The following is a 15,640-nucleotide window of genomic DNA, read 5'->3' as shown; positions in this document are numbered from 1 at the left end:
AACAAAAAAGCCAATAGTATTCCCGGTTATTAAAATTGCATATCCGCTATCCCGAAGTGCCTGGCGAGAATTAGTATGTGTTTTACTGACCAACTAAGAAGATAAAAATATTTCAAATGAATTTTAATCTTACACAAATCCCGGAAAGGACAAAGAAACCCCGTACACATGGGCTTACCATGGTGATGGACAAGGGGCTGAGTTTGGAAGAAGCAAGAAATTTTTTATCAGTAGCGGGCCCGCATGTAGATATCCTGAAACTGGGTTTTGGCACTGCTTTCGTAACCCCCAACCTGCGCGCTAAAATTGAACTTTATCAATCGGCAAACATTCCTGTATATTTCGGCGGAACGTTGTTTGAAGCTTTTATGATCCGCAACCAATTCGACGAATATGTGAAGGTGGTAAAGGATTATGGCATCACTTATATGGAAGTATCTGATGGTTCTGTGATTATCCCTCATGCGGAAAAATGCGGATATATAGAAAAGCTTTCCAAGATCGGATTGGTGCTGAGTGAAGTGGGCTCTAAAGATGCAGAGCATATTATTCCGCCTTACAAATGGATTGAACTGATGAGTGCAGAGCTTTCTGCCGGAGCTACTTACGTTATCGCTGAAGCACGCGAAAGCGGAAACGTGGGTATCTATCGTGGCAGTGGAGAAGTAAGAGAAGGACTGGTACAGGAGATCCTGACCAAAATACCCGCCGAAAAAATCATCTGGGAAGCACCTCAGAAAGCCCAACAGCTCTATTTCCTGGAACTCGTAGGCTGCAATGCTAATTTAGGTAACCTCGCCCCTAATGAGGTAATTTCCCTGGAAGCTATGCGCGTAGGCCTCAGAGGAGATACTTTTAATCTGTTTCTTGACAGGGAATAATCCTGGAAGAATAAAGAATTACGAATGAAAGCGAAGACTGAAGCGAAGTTTATGAAGAGTGTTAAACTTGATATTCGCTTCAGTCTTCGCTTTCATTCGTAATTCTTCATTCGTAATTCCAAAACACTACATGAATGAAACAATACGGTCTAATAGGTTATCCGCTCAGCCATTCCTTTTCCAAAGGATTCTTCGGTGAAAAATTTGAGAAGGAGCATATCACGGGGTGCTCATATGATAATTTTCCGATACCCGGGATTAATGAGTTCCCGGCTTTACTGGAGCAACATCCGCAGCTGCAGGGCCTGAACGTGACTATTCCCTATAAGGAAGCAGTGATTCCTTTCCTCGACGAACTTAGTGATGCTGCCGCCAGGATAAGAGCGGTGAACTGTATACATTTCAGGGATGGAAAAAAGAAAGGCTATAATACGGACGTGATAGGATTCTCTAAATCATTGCAGCCTCTGCTCAGGCCTCATCATCAGCAGGCATTGGTATTAGGCACTGGTGGCGCCGCCAAAGCGATTATGTATGCGCTGGAACAACTGGGTATTACTTATACTGCGGTTAGCCGGCAGGCTGTTAATGGAGCCGTATCATATGAATCGCTTACCAAAGAAATATTAGACACGCATACCCTCATTGTAAATACTACTCCGTTGGGAATGTATCCCAAAGTAGATACTTTCCCGGAAATACCTTACCAGTACCTGTCTTCCCAACATTTGCTATACGATCTTGTATACAATCCGGCAGAAACAGCCTTCCTGCAAAAGGGTGCCGCTCAGGGCGCCGCCATAAAAAATGGTCATGAAATGCTGATCCTGCAGGCAGAAGCTTCATGGGAAATCTGGAATAGTCTTTAGCAAAATGCAGCGATGATTATCTGATAATCATCGCTGCATTTTGCTAAAATGCTAGCGACTCTTTATCATATAGTAGACACAGGTAGTCACGAAATTCCTGAAGAAGGGGATGGCTGCTATGGGTTTCCACTGTACGCGTGCACTTACCCCGAATTTATATTTGTAGATAGGATTAATCAGGTAAAATCTGCGCTGAGTGACAATGTACTGCTGTTGCTTTACAATGCGCTCAAAGCGTTCAATGGAAATGCCTGTGGATTTTACATCCATCAGGTCTATCACTACATCATCTTTTTCACCAAAAAGACGCAGTACTCCTTTATACAACGGGCGAGGCAGCAGATGTACATAGGGCACCATACTCAGAAACTTGTTTCTGCAGATCTGCTGGTGTCCGCCATGAGGCATATACCAGGGTGGAAAACCGAAATATACCTGTCCGCGCGGTGTGAGCAGCTGTTTCAGATGGCCGATGATCTTTTCCTGGTCAGGAATGTGCTCGATGGCATCTTTCAGAATAATGACATCAAATGAGTTCCTGAATTCTCCCAGGAAATCAACATCATAAATATTTTGTGCAATGAGCTTTAGTTGCCCGTTGTCGAGATATTGCTGCAGAAAGCTTTTTGCCAGTTCTATGCGATCGGGGGCCAGGTCCACTCCCACACAGTTACAGCCCTGCTCCAGGAAAGGCGTCAGTACGCCGCCTTCGCCACACCCTACTTCCATGATCCTGAGGCCCTGCAGTTGCGGGAACTCCTGTTGGATAAAGGGCATGACATAGTCGCGCGAATTGTCTACCTGCTGCTGGTACCGTAGTCTTGCGTCTAAATGATGTTCTAATGCCATGTAATTGAAAATTGCGTGAATTTAGTAAAATCAGTGGAAGAAATAAGCGGCTTCGCGCATTTCATTCTACGGCAGAGAGTTTTCGGGCTTTGCATAATGCAAAGTATCTTTGTGTTATGCAAACGAACGAAAAAAATAATTTCCAGGAAGGAGCGGTCATTCTCATCAACAAGCCGCTGACCTGGACTTCCTTTGATGTTGTACGGAAAATAAGAAATCTTACCAAAGCTAAAATCGGTCATGCCGGCACACTGGATCCTCTGGCCACGGGGTTATTGATCTGCTGTACCGGTAAGATGACTAAGAAAATAAATGAATACCAGGCCCAGGAGAAGGAGTATACGGGTACATTTACGCTGGGCGCTACTACTCCAACTTTTGATAAAGAGTCGGAGCCGGAGAATTTCAAGGATATCAGTCATCTGGATGAAGCGGCCATACTGGCTGCTACCAGGCCTTTCATCGGGGAAATTATGCAATTGCCTCCTATACACTCTGCTATCAAGCAGAATGGCAAACCTATTTATCTGTTGGCGAGGAAAGGAGTGGATGTAAAAGTGGAGCCGCGGAAGCTGACAATTGCTGAATTCGAGATCACGAAGATTGCATTGCCGGAAGTTCATTTCCGGGTTGTATGCAGCACGGGTACTTATATTCGGTCGCTGGCCAATGATTATGGCGCAGAGCTGGGCTGTGGTGCTTATCTGAGCAGTCTTTGCAGAACCAGGATCGGAGCGTTCAGGCTGGAAGACGCTACTGAAATGGAGGATTTCATTGCTACTTACCCGGTTCCTAAAACGGATAACCAATAGCGATATTCCAGATAATATTATTTCTGCGCCAGCGGGCATCCGAAAGATCCCACTGGCTCAGGTACCAGCCGTTTTTGTTGCCGGTGAAATAAGGCACTTTTAACGGAATACCCCAGTCGAGGCGTACGAGGAAGAAGGAGAAATCCAATCGCAGCCCTGCGCCGGTTCCAATTGCAATGTCGTGGTACAGCTGGCTGAACTGGAATTCAGAACCAGGTCTGGTAGAATCTTTCCGCACCATCCAGATATTCCCCATATCCAGGAAGGTAGCGCCTTTGAGGTTAACGGTACCTCCGAACATCCGCAGGAGGTCGAACCTGTATTCGATATTTCCTTCCAGCTTCAAGTCGCCCGTTTGATCGGGGAAAGCCTGTGCTGTAGCGGAAGAATCTTTATAGGCGCCGGGTCCGAGGGTCCTGAGTCGCCATGCGCGGATGCTGTTTGGTCCGCCGGAAGTGAATTGTCGTACATAAGGCAGTACTGTAGAACTGCTGTATGGTATACCCAGACCAGCATACGCCCTGGTGGCTAAAACGCTGTGTATGCCCAATTTCCAGAAATGCCTGTAGTCTGCTTCTATCTTAACAAAATTCGAAATACTTACATTGGTTAGTTTCTCCAGGTTGGTTTTCTTACCGCTGATGCCGTTCATCAGGCTGTTGATGCCATTCAGCCACAGGCCGGATTCTTCCACATTCACCCGGAAATAAGTGTAGTGGCGTGGATGCAGCAGATCCTGGTTGCTGTAGATATAGGAAACGCTTTCTCCGCCGATGAGAGCTGGCTCGAAACTGCGTTTCAGATAAGGATTGAGGTTTACCACGGTATCGCGGAAAGACGGATTCAGGGCTACTCCCACGTAGTTCAGTGTGAAAGGCCGGACAATCCAGCGTTTATAGGCTGTTTCGTTCCAGTCGTATCCGTAGGTGGCATTGATGCTCTTGATATCGAATTTGTCGATACGCGACAGGTAGTTGGCGCCCAGCGTGAGGCGTGTTTTAGCATTTGTGCGGTTCGACTGCCTGATATGAAAAGGCAGGGCAAACCGGGGCCAGGTAAGACTGGCCTCGCCGCCAAATTGTTTGGCCTGGAGCTCCCAGCCCGACGAAGGGCGTATCAGCTCTATGCCGGTATTGAGTGTAAAACCAAACTGGGTGGCCGAATTGCCGAGGTTCGCATGCCGGTAATTCAGTGTAACACCTGAACCAAGTGTATAATCCGAACTGTTACTTACCTCAAAACTCACGCCCAGCTCCTGTTTACGCCGGGGAGTAAGAAACAGATAGGCGTCCAGTGTCCGGGCAGAATCTTTTGGTTCTTTATACTGCAGGGTTACGAATTGCCATACTCCGATGTCGTATAGTTTATTGACGGTGCCGTTATATTGCTGCAGCGAGTAGGTTTCTCCCGGCCTGAGCAGGATAGAACGCGACAGGATCTTTGGTTTTAGCGTTTCCTGGTGATAGCGGATCGTGATATATTTCCGCGCATCCTGTTTCAGGGAAGTATCGTCGGGATTGCCATTCAGCTGAAAATCAGGATAAGCAAATATCTTCCCGATATGGTACATTTCCCAGCGGGTGGTACTATCTTCCGGATTTTTAACCCGGATTTCCACGTCCATAGTGAGTTTGTCGCGGCCCTTATTTTCATTGAAGATATTCACAAAACCTTCAAAGGGATTAAGGCTGTTCCTGAACAGTGCCTTGTTAAGCGTATCCAGTGTGTATTCGATGGCCTCGCGGTTGAATTTATAGTACCCTGCATCCCGGATCAGCCGGGTGAGCCGTTCTCTTTCGCTGCCCAGTGTGGCGGATTTGAAAACAGTTCCTTTCTGAATCAGGGATAGATTGGAGTTATCTTTTACGATTTTCAGCAGTGCACTATCCGGTATGTTGTAAGTGATTTTGTCGATCACGAAATTCCGGCCGGTATTCACATCATAGGTAACGTTTGTTTTCCGGTGTTTGGTTTTGGAAGCATATCCCACCGTAGCATGGAAGAAGCCCTGGTTATGCAGGTAACTGGTCATTCTGTCGACCGACTCCTTTGCTTTGGTTGAATCATACGCCACTGGTTCTTCCAGGTTCCGCTGAGCCAGCATCATATTCCAGAACCAGTTTGATTTTTTCTCCCTGTATTTCTGGTTATAAAGAAATACTTTGATACGGGTACCCAGGAGTTTTTTATTGGGCTGCTGGGTCATCAGGGATTTGGAAGACAGGGAACCGCGGAGATCCTGTTTTTCAGAATTGAGAATATCATTACCGTTGACATTCACTTTGGCGCTGGTGTACAGGGTTTGATCTTTCTGAAGATATTTAGTGTTGGAACATGCTGCCAATACTGATATTACTGCTGCCAGCAGTACATATTTCAGCATTAAGAATCCGCATTTCGAAGGCAGCTGCATCACGGGCGAAAACGTTGTTAATAATGTTAGAAGCCAGAACTGACGTACAGGATACCATGCCGTTTCTTGGCTGATTAAAAGAAATCGTGTAGGTTTGGTCCTATGTTGTCAAAGGCGCAAATTAAATATATTCAATCATTACAGCACAAAAAAAACAGGCAAAAATCCAGCCAGTATGTGGCAGAAGGAGATAAGATCGTACAGGAGCTGCTACAGGCGGGCATGCCAATAAAAGGGCTTTATGCTACTGCCGATTGGTTGGAACAACATAACCATTTACTCGGCAAATTGTCTGGTGCAGTAATAACAGTAGACGCGTCTGTTTTAAAACAGTTATCTTCCCTTACTACCCCCAACAGGGCGATGGCATTACTGGATATGCCTCCCGCTATAGATCCGTTGCCGGCCCCCGGTACCGTGGTATTTGCACTGGAAGCCATACAGGATCCCGGAAATATGGGAACACTTATTCGTATAGCCGACTGGTTTGGGATCGGGCAGATCATTTGTTCCCCGGATTGTGTGGATGTATATAATCCTAAAACCATACAAGCCACCATGGGCAGTATAGTGAGGGTACGTATAGCCGAATACGATATAAAGGAATTGTTGCGGCAATCGCCGGTGCCTTCCTATGCCGCTACGCTGCATGGGAAAAATATCGCCGGATTCCCGGTAATAAAAGAGGGGATTATCCTGATTGGTAATGAGGGGAGGGGATTATCGGAAGATGTTATTGCGATGGCTACTCATCGGATCACCATTCCCCGTCTTGGTGGCGCCGAGTCGCTGAATGCTGCCGTGGCCGCCGGTATTATCTGTGGCCGCCTGCTTATTTAGAAAGTTATGATGCCCCGCTTATGCTTATTTATATGCCTGCTGATAGCCGGAGTATCGTGCCGGCCGCATGTACCGCGGAAAGTGACGCCTGCGTTTTATTACTGGAAACAAACATGGACCGGGAACAGTGAAGAACTGCGCTATTTACGGGGCTTATCTGCCGGGCGGCTTTATATTAAATTGTTTGATGTGAGCCCGGATGAGGTAACAAAAGCTCCCGTGCCGGTAGCTGTGCTCCGGCAGGCAGCTCCATGGCCAGCGGGAGTGGAAATTGTACCGGTTATATTTCTCATGAACGAGGTTTGGGCGCATGCAGATACCACGCTGGCTTCCAGGGTGGCGAAACTGACGGCGCAGCTATGCGACAGCATTCCAGGCGACCGCATTCATGAAATACAGCTCGATTGCGACTGGACGCAAACAACGCGCGAAGCCTATTTCTCTTTTCTCAAACAGATCAGGAATACTTCCTTTTTCCGGAACCGAAGGATATCCGTTACTATACGCATGTACCAGATGAAGTATGCCTCCCGTGCAGGAATCCCCCCGGCCAACAGGGGGCTGCTCATGTGTTACAATATGGGGGACCTTCGTAAGTCAGGAGATCATAATTCCATCCTCGATCTGGTAACCCTGAGATCATATATAGAAGAGCAGCGGGTTGCCGGATATCCTTTACCTTTGGACATCGCTTTGCCGCTTTTCGGATGGAGTGTGTTGTTTCTACCTGATAATACCTATGCAGGTATTCTGAGGTATGTAGGAGAGGAGGAACTAAAGGATACATTGCTCTTCAGCAAAACGACTGTCAGCCAGTATGTGGTGAGGAAAGATACTTTGCTGAATGGTTTTCTTCTACGAAAAGGAAGTACGGTACGGCGGGAAACCATTGACCCTTCAGTACTGGAGGCCGCCGCGCAAATGGTGGCAGCACAGCTGCAGACAACAGATCCGGCTGTTATATTTTATCATCTTGATTCAGTAACCCTGAAAAAATACCCATTGAATGAACTACAAAAAGTCTGTCGTTTTTTTAATTAGTTTTTGCCTTGTTTTCTTCGGCAACATTATCTATACGTTGTCATGTGGCCCGGACCCTGATCCGTATGACTATTACGTATCTTTCTTCTCTCCTTATACCAAAGGAACGGGGTATGAACCTTTTTACTATACATCTCTTTCCGTTTTTTATGGAGATCCTACTCCATCGGAAGCAACAAGTAATGTGGCCGACTGGCAGGAGTATGCCGGAAAGAAAGTAACGGGGAAGGATATACGGGAATATATCTATACCTATAAACCCGAGCAGTTTGCGGCTATTGCCAGCGGAAATGAGGCATTGCCGGATAGTGTGAAGCAGAACAGTTTTGCTCAATTTCTGCTAAAGGGGAAAAACAGGGAAGCAGCCCGTTACCTGCTGTTTGCTAAAACCTGCGAACCGGCGGTGGTTAACAGCGATCCCTGGTCGGTGCCGGAACGGAATACGCAGCAGCTGGATAGTTTGTATCGTATGGGCGAAGCACTGTATCAGCAAACGAAGGAACAGGATATCCGTGAGCGTTATGCGTTTCAGCTGATCAGGCTGCAGCATTATGCAAAGGCATATGAGCGTGCAATAACAGATTTCGATAAGATGTTCGACGGGAAGGAGCGAAACTCCCTTGTTTATTATAAAGCCCTGGCGCTAAAAGCAGGCGCTATGTTGCGTTTGAAAGATACCGTACAAAGTGCTTACCTTTTCTCGCAGGTATTTGACAAGGCCCCTTCCCAGCGGATCAGCTGTTTTACCAGCCTGATGTGGACAAATACCAGCGACCGGCAGATTTATCCTCTCTGCAAAAATAATCATGAAAGAGCCACTGTAGCTGCCATCTTCGGGTTCGACAACTCCGGGCCCAGCGTGGAATCTATAAGGAAAGTATATGCAGAAGATCCGGCTTCTCCGGCGCTGAATATTTTACTGGCAAGGGAAATTAATAAGCTGGAAGAACAATATGCCAGCCCGGCACTGGTCGACAGCGGGGTTGCATTTATCAGTCTGCAAAGCCCAACAGCGGAAAACAAAAGTATGACGAAAGCCTGGATACGTGAACTGCAGGGCACTGCGGATAGCATTATCCGGTTAGGGAAAGTAAAGGATATAGACATGTGGCGGGTGTCATCTGCCTACCTCTCTTATTTCCTGCACGACTATCCGGCTGCCAGAACACGCCTGGATGATGTGAAAACGAAGGATACCGATATCAGGGATCAATGGGAGATAGTAAACCTGCTGGTGAATATCAACCAGCGGAAAACGATAGACAGTACCTTCGAAGCGCAATTGCTGACATCTTTTAAGTGGCTGGATGCAAAAACTCCGGAAAGAAAGTATAGCGAGATTTATTGGTCGGAAAGATCAATGGATAAAGCATTTGCGTTCCGCAAAGTGTACAGGAACCTGCTGTTTGCTGTGCTGGCACCGCGTTACCACCAACAGGGCAATGAAACGAGAGAGGCGCTGATCAGAGGCCGTTGCGATTCACTGCAGATGCAGGATTACTTTATATCCGGAGCATCAGCGGTGTCGCAGGTAAGAAATGATATGACGCCAGCGGCACTTATCAGTTTGAACAACTTCCTTCATAAAACGGCTAAGACGCCTTACGAAGCTTATCTGGCGGGATTTTTCCCAAAAGAGATCAATATGGATCAGACCATTGGAGAAAGCTATCTGCGAATACATGATTTTGCGAATGCCCGAAACTGGTTCAAAAAAGTACCTGCTGCTAATCAGATCACCTCTTATCAGGTATTCCGGGATCAGCTACAGGATTTTGGGGAAGACACGGCAGAGGCACGTTATACGAAGAAGGTTACTCAACTGCAGTTGTGCGAACGTATGTTGCAGCTTCAGGAAAAAATGAAAACGAACCCGGTACCTGCTAATGTATATTATGATTACGCGACGGCTTTGTTCGGCATGTCGTACTACGGCCGTACCTGGTATTTTGTAAAGGATTATCGTCCATCAACAACGTGGTATACTTCCGGCTGTGAGAAAGATCCGTTTCTGAAACAGTACTTTGGCTGTTATGAAGCGGAAACGTATTACCTGAAAGCAGCACAGGCTACCACCGACAAAGAGTTTAAGGCAAGATGCCTGTTCATGGCGGCCCGTTGCTCACAGAAACATACGCCTACTAATCAGGACCATAAGCTATACGTTAATGCGTTGATAGGTAACCGTTACTTCCCGTTGCTGGCATCAGGGTATTCACAAACAAAATTTTACGATGAGGTATACCACCAGTGCGGTTACCTGCAGGATTATGTGAAGAGCCGCAAAAAGTAGCTACTTAAACTGGATGGCCTTTACCGGAGAGATGCGCTGAATGATAAAAGAAGGGATCATCAGTATCAGGAAACAGATCAGGAAGGTGCTGATATTGATGTTGATGATCGCTTCCCAGTGGATAGATATAGCGGCCACCGACATATAATAGGATTCTTCGGGCAGCTTGAAAAAGCCGGTGTTTTGCTGAAGGAAAGCAAGGCCCAGTCCGAAGAAATCACCTATCAGTATACCAATCAGTACGATGTAGGCAGCCTGGTACACGAATACCATCTGTATATTCCAGTTGCGCATTCCCAGCGCTTTGGCAATCCCGATCATATTAGTGCGTTCCAGTATCAGGATGAGTATCGCTGTTGTCATGTTGATGATGGCAACGATAGTCATGATGATCAGAATGATCAGCTCATTTTGATTTTGTAATTGCAGCCAGTCGAAAATGTTCGGATAAATATCGCGCACGGTGCGGGTGAAGAGCTGGTCGGGCAACAGGTGATTGTCGATGTACCGGGCGGTAGAATCCATCATGTGATAGTCTCTCAATATAATCTCATATCCACCCACTTCATCGGGCGACCAGTCGTTGAGCCTGCGGATCAGGTTAAGATCCCCGATCACGTAAGTTTTATCATATTCCTCGATACCTGTTTTAAATATGCCCGTTACCGTTAGTTTGCGTGCTCTGGGAGGAAGGCCGCCGCCTTGTATGAAATAGATAACAGCCTTGTCGTTTACTTTAAGGTGCAGCTCTTTGGCCATATGCTCGGAGATCATGATTTCCGGAGCAAAGGAACTGTCGTTGTAATGTATAAGATTTCCTGATTGAACAAAGCGCTTTAGTTCCTGCCAGTCATAGTCTTTATCAATACCCTTAAACAAGATGCCGTCTATTTCCTTATCAGATTTAATGATAGCGGATTTGGTGGCATAGCGGTTCACTGTTTTTATACCCGGAGCCAGTCTGATACTGTCTATCAGGCTGTTTCGGCTGCTGAACGGTATTTCCTCTGTGAGAGGTCCGGCGTTGGGTTGATATTGATTGATGTGAATATGCCCCCAGAAGCTGAATATTTTTTCCTGTATCACTTCCTGGAAACCGTTTACCAATGCCGTTGCCAGTATCATTACTGCTACACTTACTGCCGTAGCAGCAATGGCTATATTGATAATAAACTTTGAGAAAGAAGATCCCTTATTGAAAGCAATCCGTTTGGCAATGAAAAATGATAAACTCATAGAACAAATATAGCGTTTTTAGCCTTTGACCTTTAGCATTTGGCTTTTAGTTGTATCTTAGATAATCAAACAATTAGTATGCGTACAGCAGCATTTACATTTGTGATAGCCCTCATATCCTGCTTTGTGTATAATGGCATTTATGCCCAGGCGAATGTTATAACCCCGGACCATATCTACTACAATAACATCAAGTCCGTTAAATTTAACCGGGCCGGAGATCCGTTAAGTATGCCGATGTTTACGCTTGGAGGAAGTGACAGACTGGAATTATCTTTTGATGATCTGGATAATGATGTGAAGAATTACTATTATAGTTTTGTGCTCTGTAACGCTGACTGGACGCCAGCTCAGGTGAATCAGTTTGATTATATGAGGGGTTTTTCTGAAACAAGGATCATGAACTATAAGCTGTCGAGTATTTCTTTACAGCGCTATACACATTACAGTGTGCAGTTACCGGGCACCAACAGTTATCCGGTGAAATCAGGTAACTATCTGCTGAAGGTTTACCTGGATAGTGATACCTCACAGCTGGCATTTACCCGCAGGATGTATGTGGTAGATAACAAAGCCGGAATTTCCGGATTTATTCAGCAGCCTATCGCGCCTAAAATATTCCGTACTTATCAGAAGATCAATTTTGAAGTCAATACAGCAGCCCTGAACATTCAGAATCCTTTTGACCAGATAAAGGTGGTGGTATTGCAGAACTATCGATGGGATAATGCTTTAACTGGTCTTAAACCACAGTTCATCAATGGAAATGTACTGAAGTACAATGCGGAGCAGGACTGTATCATGCCTGCGGGCAAAGAGTTTCGTTGGATAGATCTGCGTAGTTTCCGTCTGCAGACGGAAAGGGTAAAGCATTCGGAATACCATGCCAATAGTACGGATGTATATGTGACGAGAGATTATGAACAGGCGGATAAGATTTATCAGTTCATTAAAGATATCAATGGTAAATATTATCTGGCTACACTGGACGATTATGATCCTAATTTTGAAGGAGATTATGCCACTGTTCATTTTTCGTTTGATGCGCCGGAGCCGTATGCTGGTTATGATATGTATCTGATGGGAGAGGTGACCGATTATGAATTGAACGACCGCAGCAAACTTACGTATAACGGCAGCACCCGGGCTTATGAGACAACGCTTTTCCTGAAGCAGGGCTATTATAATTACATCTATGGGCTGGTGGATAAAACCAAACCCAATTCAAAAGTAAGTACTGAAATGACGGAAGGAGACTGGTGGGAGACAGAGAACAACTACACTATTCTGTTGTATTACCGGGCGCTGGGAGGCAGGGCGGATGAGTTGGTATCGTCGATTACGTTGAATTCAATATTGAATAGGAAATAAGAATGAAGAATATAGAATGAAGAATGAAGAAAATGCAGCGGAGATGATAGCGAATAATGCTACTATTTAATTTTAATTATTCGCTATCATCTCCGCTGCATTTTCTTCATTCTTCATTCTATATTCTTCATTCTTCTCAGGCTCCCACACTCTGCCGCAGCTTCACTATATTCGCGGCACCGCGTTTGATGATGATGCGGGTTCCTCTTTCGAAAGTAAAGTACCGGTAGAACCAGTTGATGAACACTACCAGTTTATTCCTGAATCCCAGCAGGCTTAACAGGTGTACGACCATCCACACTATCCATGCAAAATAGCCGCTCAGGCGCATACCGGAAATTTCGGCAACAGCCCTGTTACGGCCTATGGTGGCCATGCTTCCAAGATCTTTGTAGGTAAAGCCTTTCATGGGTTTATTTTCCAGTCCCAGCCGGATATTATGAGCCACGTTTTTTCCCTGTTGGATCGCCACCTGAGCTACCATCGGATAGCCTTTAGGAAATCTGGGATCGTTGGTCATCTGTGCGATATCGCCGATAGCGTACACGTTGGTGAATCCTTTTACCTGATTGAATTCATTAACGAGTATCCGGCCATTGGGCAATATAATATCGGCAGGAATGCCTTTTACGGGAATGCCTTTTACTCCGGCAGACCAGAGGAGGGAATGTGTTGGTATCTGTTCTCCGGTGCTGAGCGTAACTATTTGTCCGTCGTATTCTTTCACACCAGTATTGGTCATCACCTTTACATCCAGTTCCTGCAATGCTTCCAATGTTTTCCGGGATGTTTTTTCACTGAAAGATGGTAGCAATTTTGGACCTGCTTCTACCAGGTATACGTTCATGAGTGACTGGGGCAGGGAAGGATAATCTTTAGGCATGATATACTTCCGCAGTTCAGCAAATGCGCCTGCAAGCTCAACGCCGGTAGGGCCACCGCCTACCATTACAAAATTCAGCTTGGGTTTGATTTCAGCTTCGTTTTGCAGTAGCAAACTTTCCTCAAATTGTTTCACGACGTAATTCCTGATCTGCACAGCTTCTATGAGCGACTTCATCCCAATGGCATTCTCTTCAATATTCTTGTTACCAAAAAAATTGGTATTACTTCCTGTAGCAAATACCAGGTAGTCGTAATGTATATCTCCGATACCTGTTTCCAGCATATTTTCTTCCGCTCGTAATCCGGTTACTTCCGCCATGCGAAAAACAAGGTTACGCTGTTTTCTGAAGATGCCTCGCAGCGGAAATGCGATGCTATCCGGCTCCAGGCCTGCTGTTGATACCTGGTACAACAGTGGCTGAAAGAGGTGATAGTTGTTCCTGTCTAGCAATACTACCTGCACGGGAGCGTGTTTCAGCTGTTTCGCCAGGTTTACGCCACCAAATCCTCCTCCCACAATAACAATACGTGGCAGTTTAGTTTCCGGAATGTTGGGCTGAATCATAATTCATCGTTTTAGATTTTACAGCCATTGTTGCTGAAATGAAATCCGGTTTAGCGCTACAAATATCCGGCTGGTTTTTCAGCAATCAAGGTTTAAATTCGTATCAAAGTTACGAAACTTTCAGAAAAAAATGAAAATACATAAAAGCTTAACATTAGCTTTTATGTGTTCTTTTGCTTCCAATGAATTTTTCCCTATTTTGTTCTGACGAGCTGATCAATCATGTGAATGATCAATTTGCTTTTTATTTAAAGACCCTAATTTTTCAATTATATTCCGAGTGTAGCTAATTGTTTTTAATCCGATATCCAATAAATAATATCCCTTTAATAAAATGAAAAAGATTATCCCGGTTATTGCATTTGCATTGATCAGCATTTGCTTAAATGAACCCATCCAGGCACAAACAAATACTTTTCCTACTACCGGCAATGCAGGAATAGGTACCACCAATCCTGGTTATCTGCTGGAAGTAAGCACCTCCCCAAATGGAGAGCAGTCTTCGTTGGGCATCCAACAGGTGAATACCACCACCAATCCTATTAATATGCCTACTACCAGGTTAATTTACAACTGGTATACCACGCCTAAGGCATCTATCAACTTTCATAGGGGAAGTTCCGGTGCAGACGGATTCATGTCTTTCAGTACAAGCAGTAGTAATGCTCTGGTAGAGCGCATGCGCATTGGCAGCTATGGTAATGTAGGAGTAGGTACCACTGCCCTTGTTGAGTTGCTGAATGTTGCCGGGAATGTGCTTGTAAATCCTTCAGCAAACGGAGGGGTAAGACTACAAAATTCCGGTGGTACTAGTTTTTGGGTAAATGTGCCTACCGGTAATTCGTTGTCGATTGGCGGTACAGGTGCTGCAGCACCCACTTCCGGCGCCATCAACATAGATGCGGCAGGCAATGTGGGAGTCGGAACAACTGTACCTGGCGCTCGGTTTGACATTGGGGTGGCTGAAGAAAACAGGCTATCTGCTGTGTTGGGAAGATTACCCGAAGGGAATGGTGCGGGAAGCGGTACTTATCTGGGGGTAAGAAACCTGCAAACCAGTCCTGTTAATTCGATGTCTTTTTCTTTGGAACACCGGTTTTACGGCTCGTTGAACAGTGCTATTAATTTTCATCGGGGAGGGAGCACTACAGGTGGCTTCCTAACTTTTAGTACCAATGATGGTACTGAAAAAATGAGGCTAGATGTGGGAGGTAATCTGGGGATAGGTACTGCTGATACGAAAGGGTATAAGCTGGCTGTGAATGGCTCCGCTATATTCACAAAAGTGACAGTAAAGCAGGCAGCCAACTGGCCGGATTATGTATTTGAGCCCACTTATCAGTTACCATCTTTACAATCAGTAGAGCAGTACATAAAAAGCAATAAACATTTACCGGATATGCCTTCTGCTGCTGACGTAGCAAGAGAGGGGATAGATATAGGAAATACGCAGGCGGCACTTCTGAAGAAGGTAGAAGAACTGACTTTGTATATGATTGATTTGAAAAAAGAGAATGAGCAGATCAAACAGGAAAATGCTGAAATGAAGAATCGTCTTGAAAATCTTGAAAAGCGATAAATCATT

General features: G+C 45.5%; 12 protein-coding genes. 8 read left to right on the top strand and 4 right to left on the bottom strand.

The genetic code is table 11. From position 1 onward, the window contains the following. Positions 1-116 precede the first annotated feature (116 nt). Entirely contained in the window at positions 117-881 is a 765-nt protein-coding gene (locus UNH61_RS24955; RefSeq protein WP_326994736.1) for a phosphosulfolactate synthase, read from the top strand. A gap of 134 nt (positions 882-1,015) precedes the next feature. Next, complete coding sequence (aroE, locus tag UNH61_RS24950; protein WP_326994735.1) at positions 1,016-1,750, top strand: shikimate dehydrogenase; 735 nt, start codon at positions 1,016-1,018, stop codon at positions 1,748-1,750. Positions 1,751-1,801: 51 nt separating this feature from the next. Here aroE and UNH61_RS24945 read toward each other — a convergent pair whose 3' ends face one another. Next, positions 1,802-2,599, bottom strand: a complete 798-nt coding sequence (locus UNH61_RS24945; RefSeq protein ID WP_326994734.1) for a class I SAM-dependent methyltransferase — start codon at positions 2,597-2,599, stop codon at positions 1,802-1,804. 116 nt (positions 2,600-2,715) lie between these two features. Between UNH61_RS24945 and truB the strand changes: the two genes are divergently transcribed. Beyond that, a complete protein-coding gene (gene truB, locus UNH61_RS24940) occupies positions 2,716-3,411 on the top strand; it encodes a tRNA pseudouridine(55) synthase TruB (RefSeq protein ID WP_326994733.1) in 696 nt (231 codons plus the stop codon). Here the strand turns inward: truB and UNH61_RS24935 are convergent. Then, the gene (locus UNH61_RS24935) at positions 3,392-5,794 is read right to left on the bottom strand and encodes a BamA/TamA family outer membrane protein (RefSeq protein WP_326994732.1); all 2,403 of its coding nucleotides are present in this window, start codon (positions 5,792-5,794) and stop codon (positions 3,392-3,394) included. The two genes, truB and UNH61_RS24935, sit on opposite strands and share 20 nt — an antisense overlap. A gap of 207 nt (positions 5,795-6,001) precedes the next feature. Here UNH61_RS24935 and UNH61_RS24930 point away from each other — a divergent pair, with 207 nt between their 5' ends. From UNH61_RS24930 to UNH61_RS24920, 3 genes are read left to right on the top strand one after another with little or no spacing between them, the layout of a single operon-like run. Next, entirely contained in the window at positions 6,002-6,664 is a 663-nt protein-coding gene (locus tag UNH61_RS24930) for an RNA methyltransferase (RefSeq protein WP_326994731.1), read from the top strand. Between the two features lie 6 nt (positions 6,665-6,670). Next, positions 6,671-7,705, top strand: a complete 1,035-nt coding sequence (locus tag UNH61_RS24925; protein WP_326994730.1) for a hypothetical protein — start codon at positions 6,671-6,673, stop codon at positions 7,703-7,705. Next, positions 7,671-9,998, top strand: a complete 2,328-nt coding sequence (locus UNH61_RS24920) for a hypothetical protein (RefSeq protein ID WP_326994729.1) — start codon at positions 7,671-7,673, stop codon at positions 9,996-9,998. Before UNH61_RS24925 ends, UNH61_RS24920 begins: the two co-directional genes overlap by 35 nt. Here the strand turns inward: UNH61_RS24920 and UNH61_RS24915 are convergent, their stop codons facing one another. Then, positions 9,999-11,234: an FtsX-like permease family protein gene (locus UNH61_RS24915; RefSeq protein ID WP_326994728.1), complete on the bottom strand. Its 1,236-nt coding sequence runs from the start codon at positions 11,232-11,234 to the stop codon at positions 9,999-10,001. A 78-nt stretch (positions 11,235-11,312) separates the two neighbouring features. On the opposite strand from UNH61_RS24915, the gene UNH61_RS24910 reads away from it, so the two are divergent. Then, positions 11,313-12,605 carry a type IX secretion system plug protein domain-containing protein gene (locus UNH61_RS24910; protein ID WP_326994727.1) on the top strand — a complete coding sequence of 431 codons (1,293 nt, stop codon included), beginning with the start codon at positions 11,313-11,315 and terminating at the stop codon, positions 12,603-12,605. A 136-nt stretch (positions 12,606-12,741) separates the two neighbouring features. Here UNH61_RS24910 and UNH61_RS24905 read toward each other — a convergent pair whose 3' ends face one another. Then, the gene (locus UNH61_RS24905) at positions 12,742-14,055 is read right to left on the bottom strand and encodes an NAD(P)/FAD-dependent oxidoreductase (protein ID WP_326994726.1); all 1,314 of its coding nucleotides are present in this window, start codon (positions 14,053-14,055) and stop codon (positions 12,742-12,744) included. A 334-nt stretch (positions 14,056-14,389) separates the two neighbouring features. On the opposite strand from UNH61_RS24905, the gene UNH61_RS24900 reads away from it, so the two are divergent. Beyond that, the gene (locus UNH61_RS24900; protein ID WP_326994725.1) at positions 14,390-15,634 is read left to right on the top strand and encodes a hypothetical protein; all 1,245 of its coding nucleotides are present in this window, start codon (positions 14,390-14,392) and stop codon (positions 15,632-15,634) included. Positions 15,635-15,640: the final 6 nt, after the last annotated feature.

It is taken from the genome of Chitinophaga sp. 180180018-3 (assembly GCF_037893185.1).
Classification (GTDB): Bacteria; Bacteroidota; Bacteroidia; order Chitinophagales; family Chitinophagaceae; genus Chitinophaga.
The sequence above is the reverse complement of the archived record's forward strand: the minus strand, read 5'-3'. Positions and strand labels throughout refer to the sequence as shown.

Coding starts and splice junctions, on each gene's coding strand:
- UNH61_RS24955 (WP_326994736.1), top strand. CDS start 117: ATGAATTTTAATCTTACACAAATCCCGGAAAGGACAAAGAAACCCCGT.
- aroE (WP_326994735.1), top strand. CDS start 1,016: ATGAAACAATACGGTCTAATAGGTTATCCGCTCAGCCATTCCTTTTCC.
- UNH61_RS24945 (WP_326994734.1), bottom strand. CDS start 2,599: ATGGCATTAGAACATCATTTAGACGCAAGACTACGGTACCAGCAGCAG.
- truB (WP_326994733.1), top strand. CDS start 2,716: ATGCAAACGAACGAAAAAAATAATTTCCAGGAAGGAGCGGTCATTCTC.
- UNH61_RS24935 (WP_326994732.1), bottom strand. CDS start 5,794: ATGCTGAAATATGTACTGCTGGCAGCAGTAATATCAGTATTGGCAGCA.
- UNH61_RS24925 (WP_326994730.1), top strand. CDS start 6,671: ATGATGCCCCGCTTATGCTTATTTATATGCCTGCTGATAGCCGGAGTA.
- UNH61_RS24920 (WP_326994729.1), top strand. CDS start 7,671: ATGAACTACAAAAAGTCTGTCGTTTTTTTAATTAGTTTTTGCCTTGTT.
- UNH61_RS24915 (WP_326994728.1), bottom strand. CDS start 11,234: ATGAGTTTATCATTTTTCATTGCCAAACGGATTGCTTTCAATAAGGGA.
- UNH61_RS24910 (WP_326994727.1), top strand. CDS start 11,313: ATGCGTACAGCAGCATTTACATTTGTGATAGCCCTCATATCCTGCTTT.
- UNH61_RS24905 (WP_326994726.1), bottom strand. CDS start 14,055: ATGATTCAGCCCAACATTCCGGAAACTAAACTGCCACGTATTGTTATT.
- UNH61_RS24900 (WP_326994725.1), top strand. CDS start 14,390: ATGAAAAAGATTATCCCGGTTATTGCATTTGCATTGATCAGCATTTGC.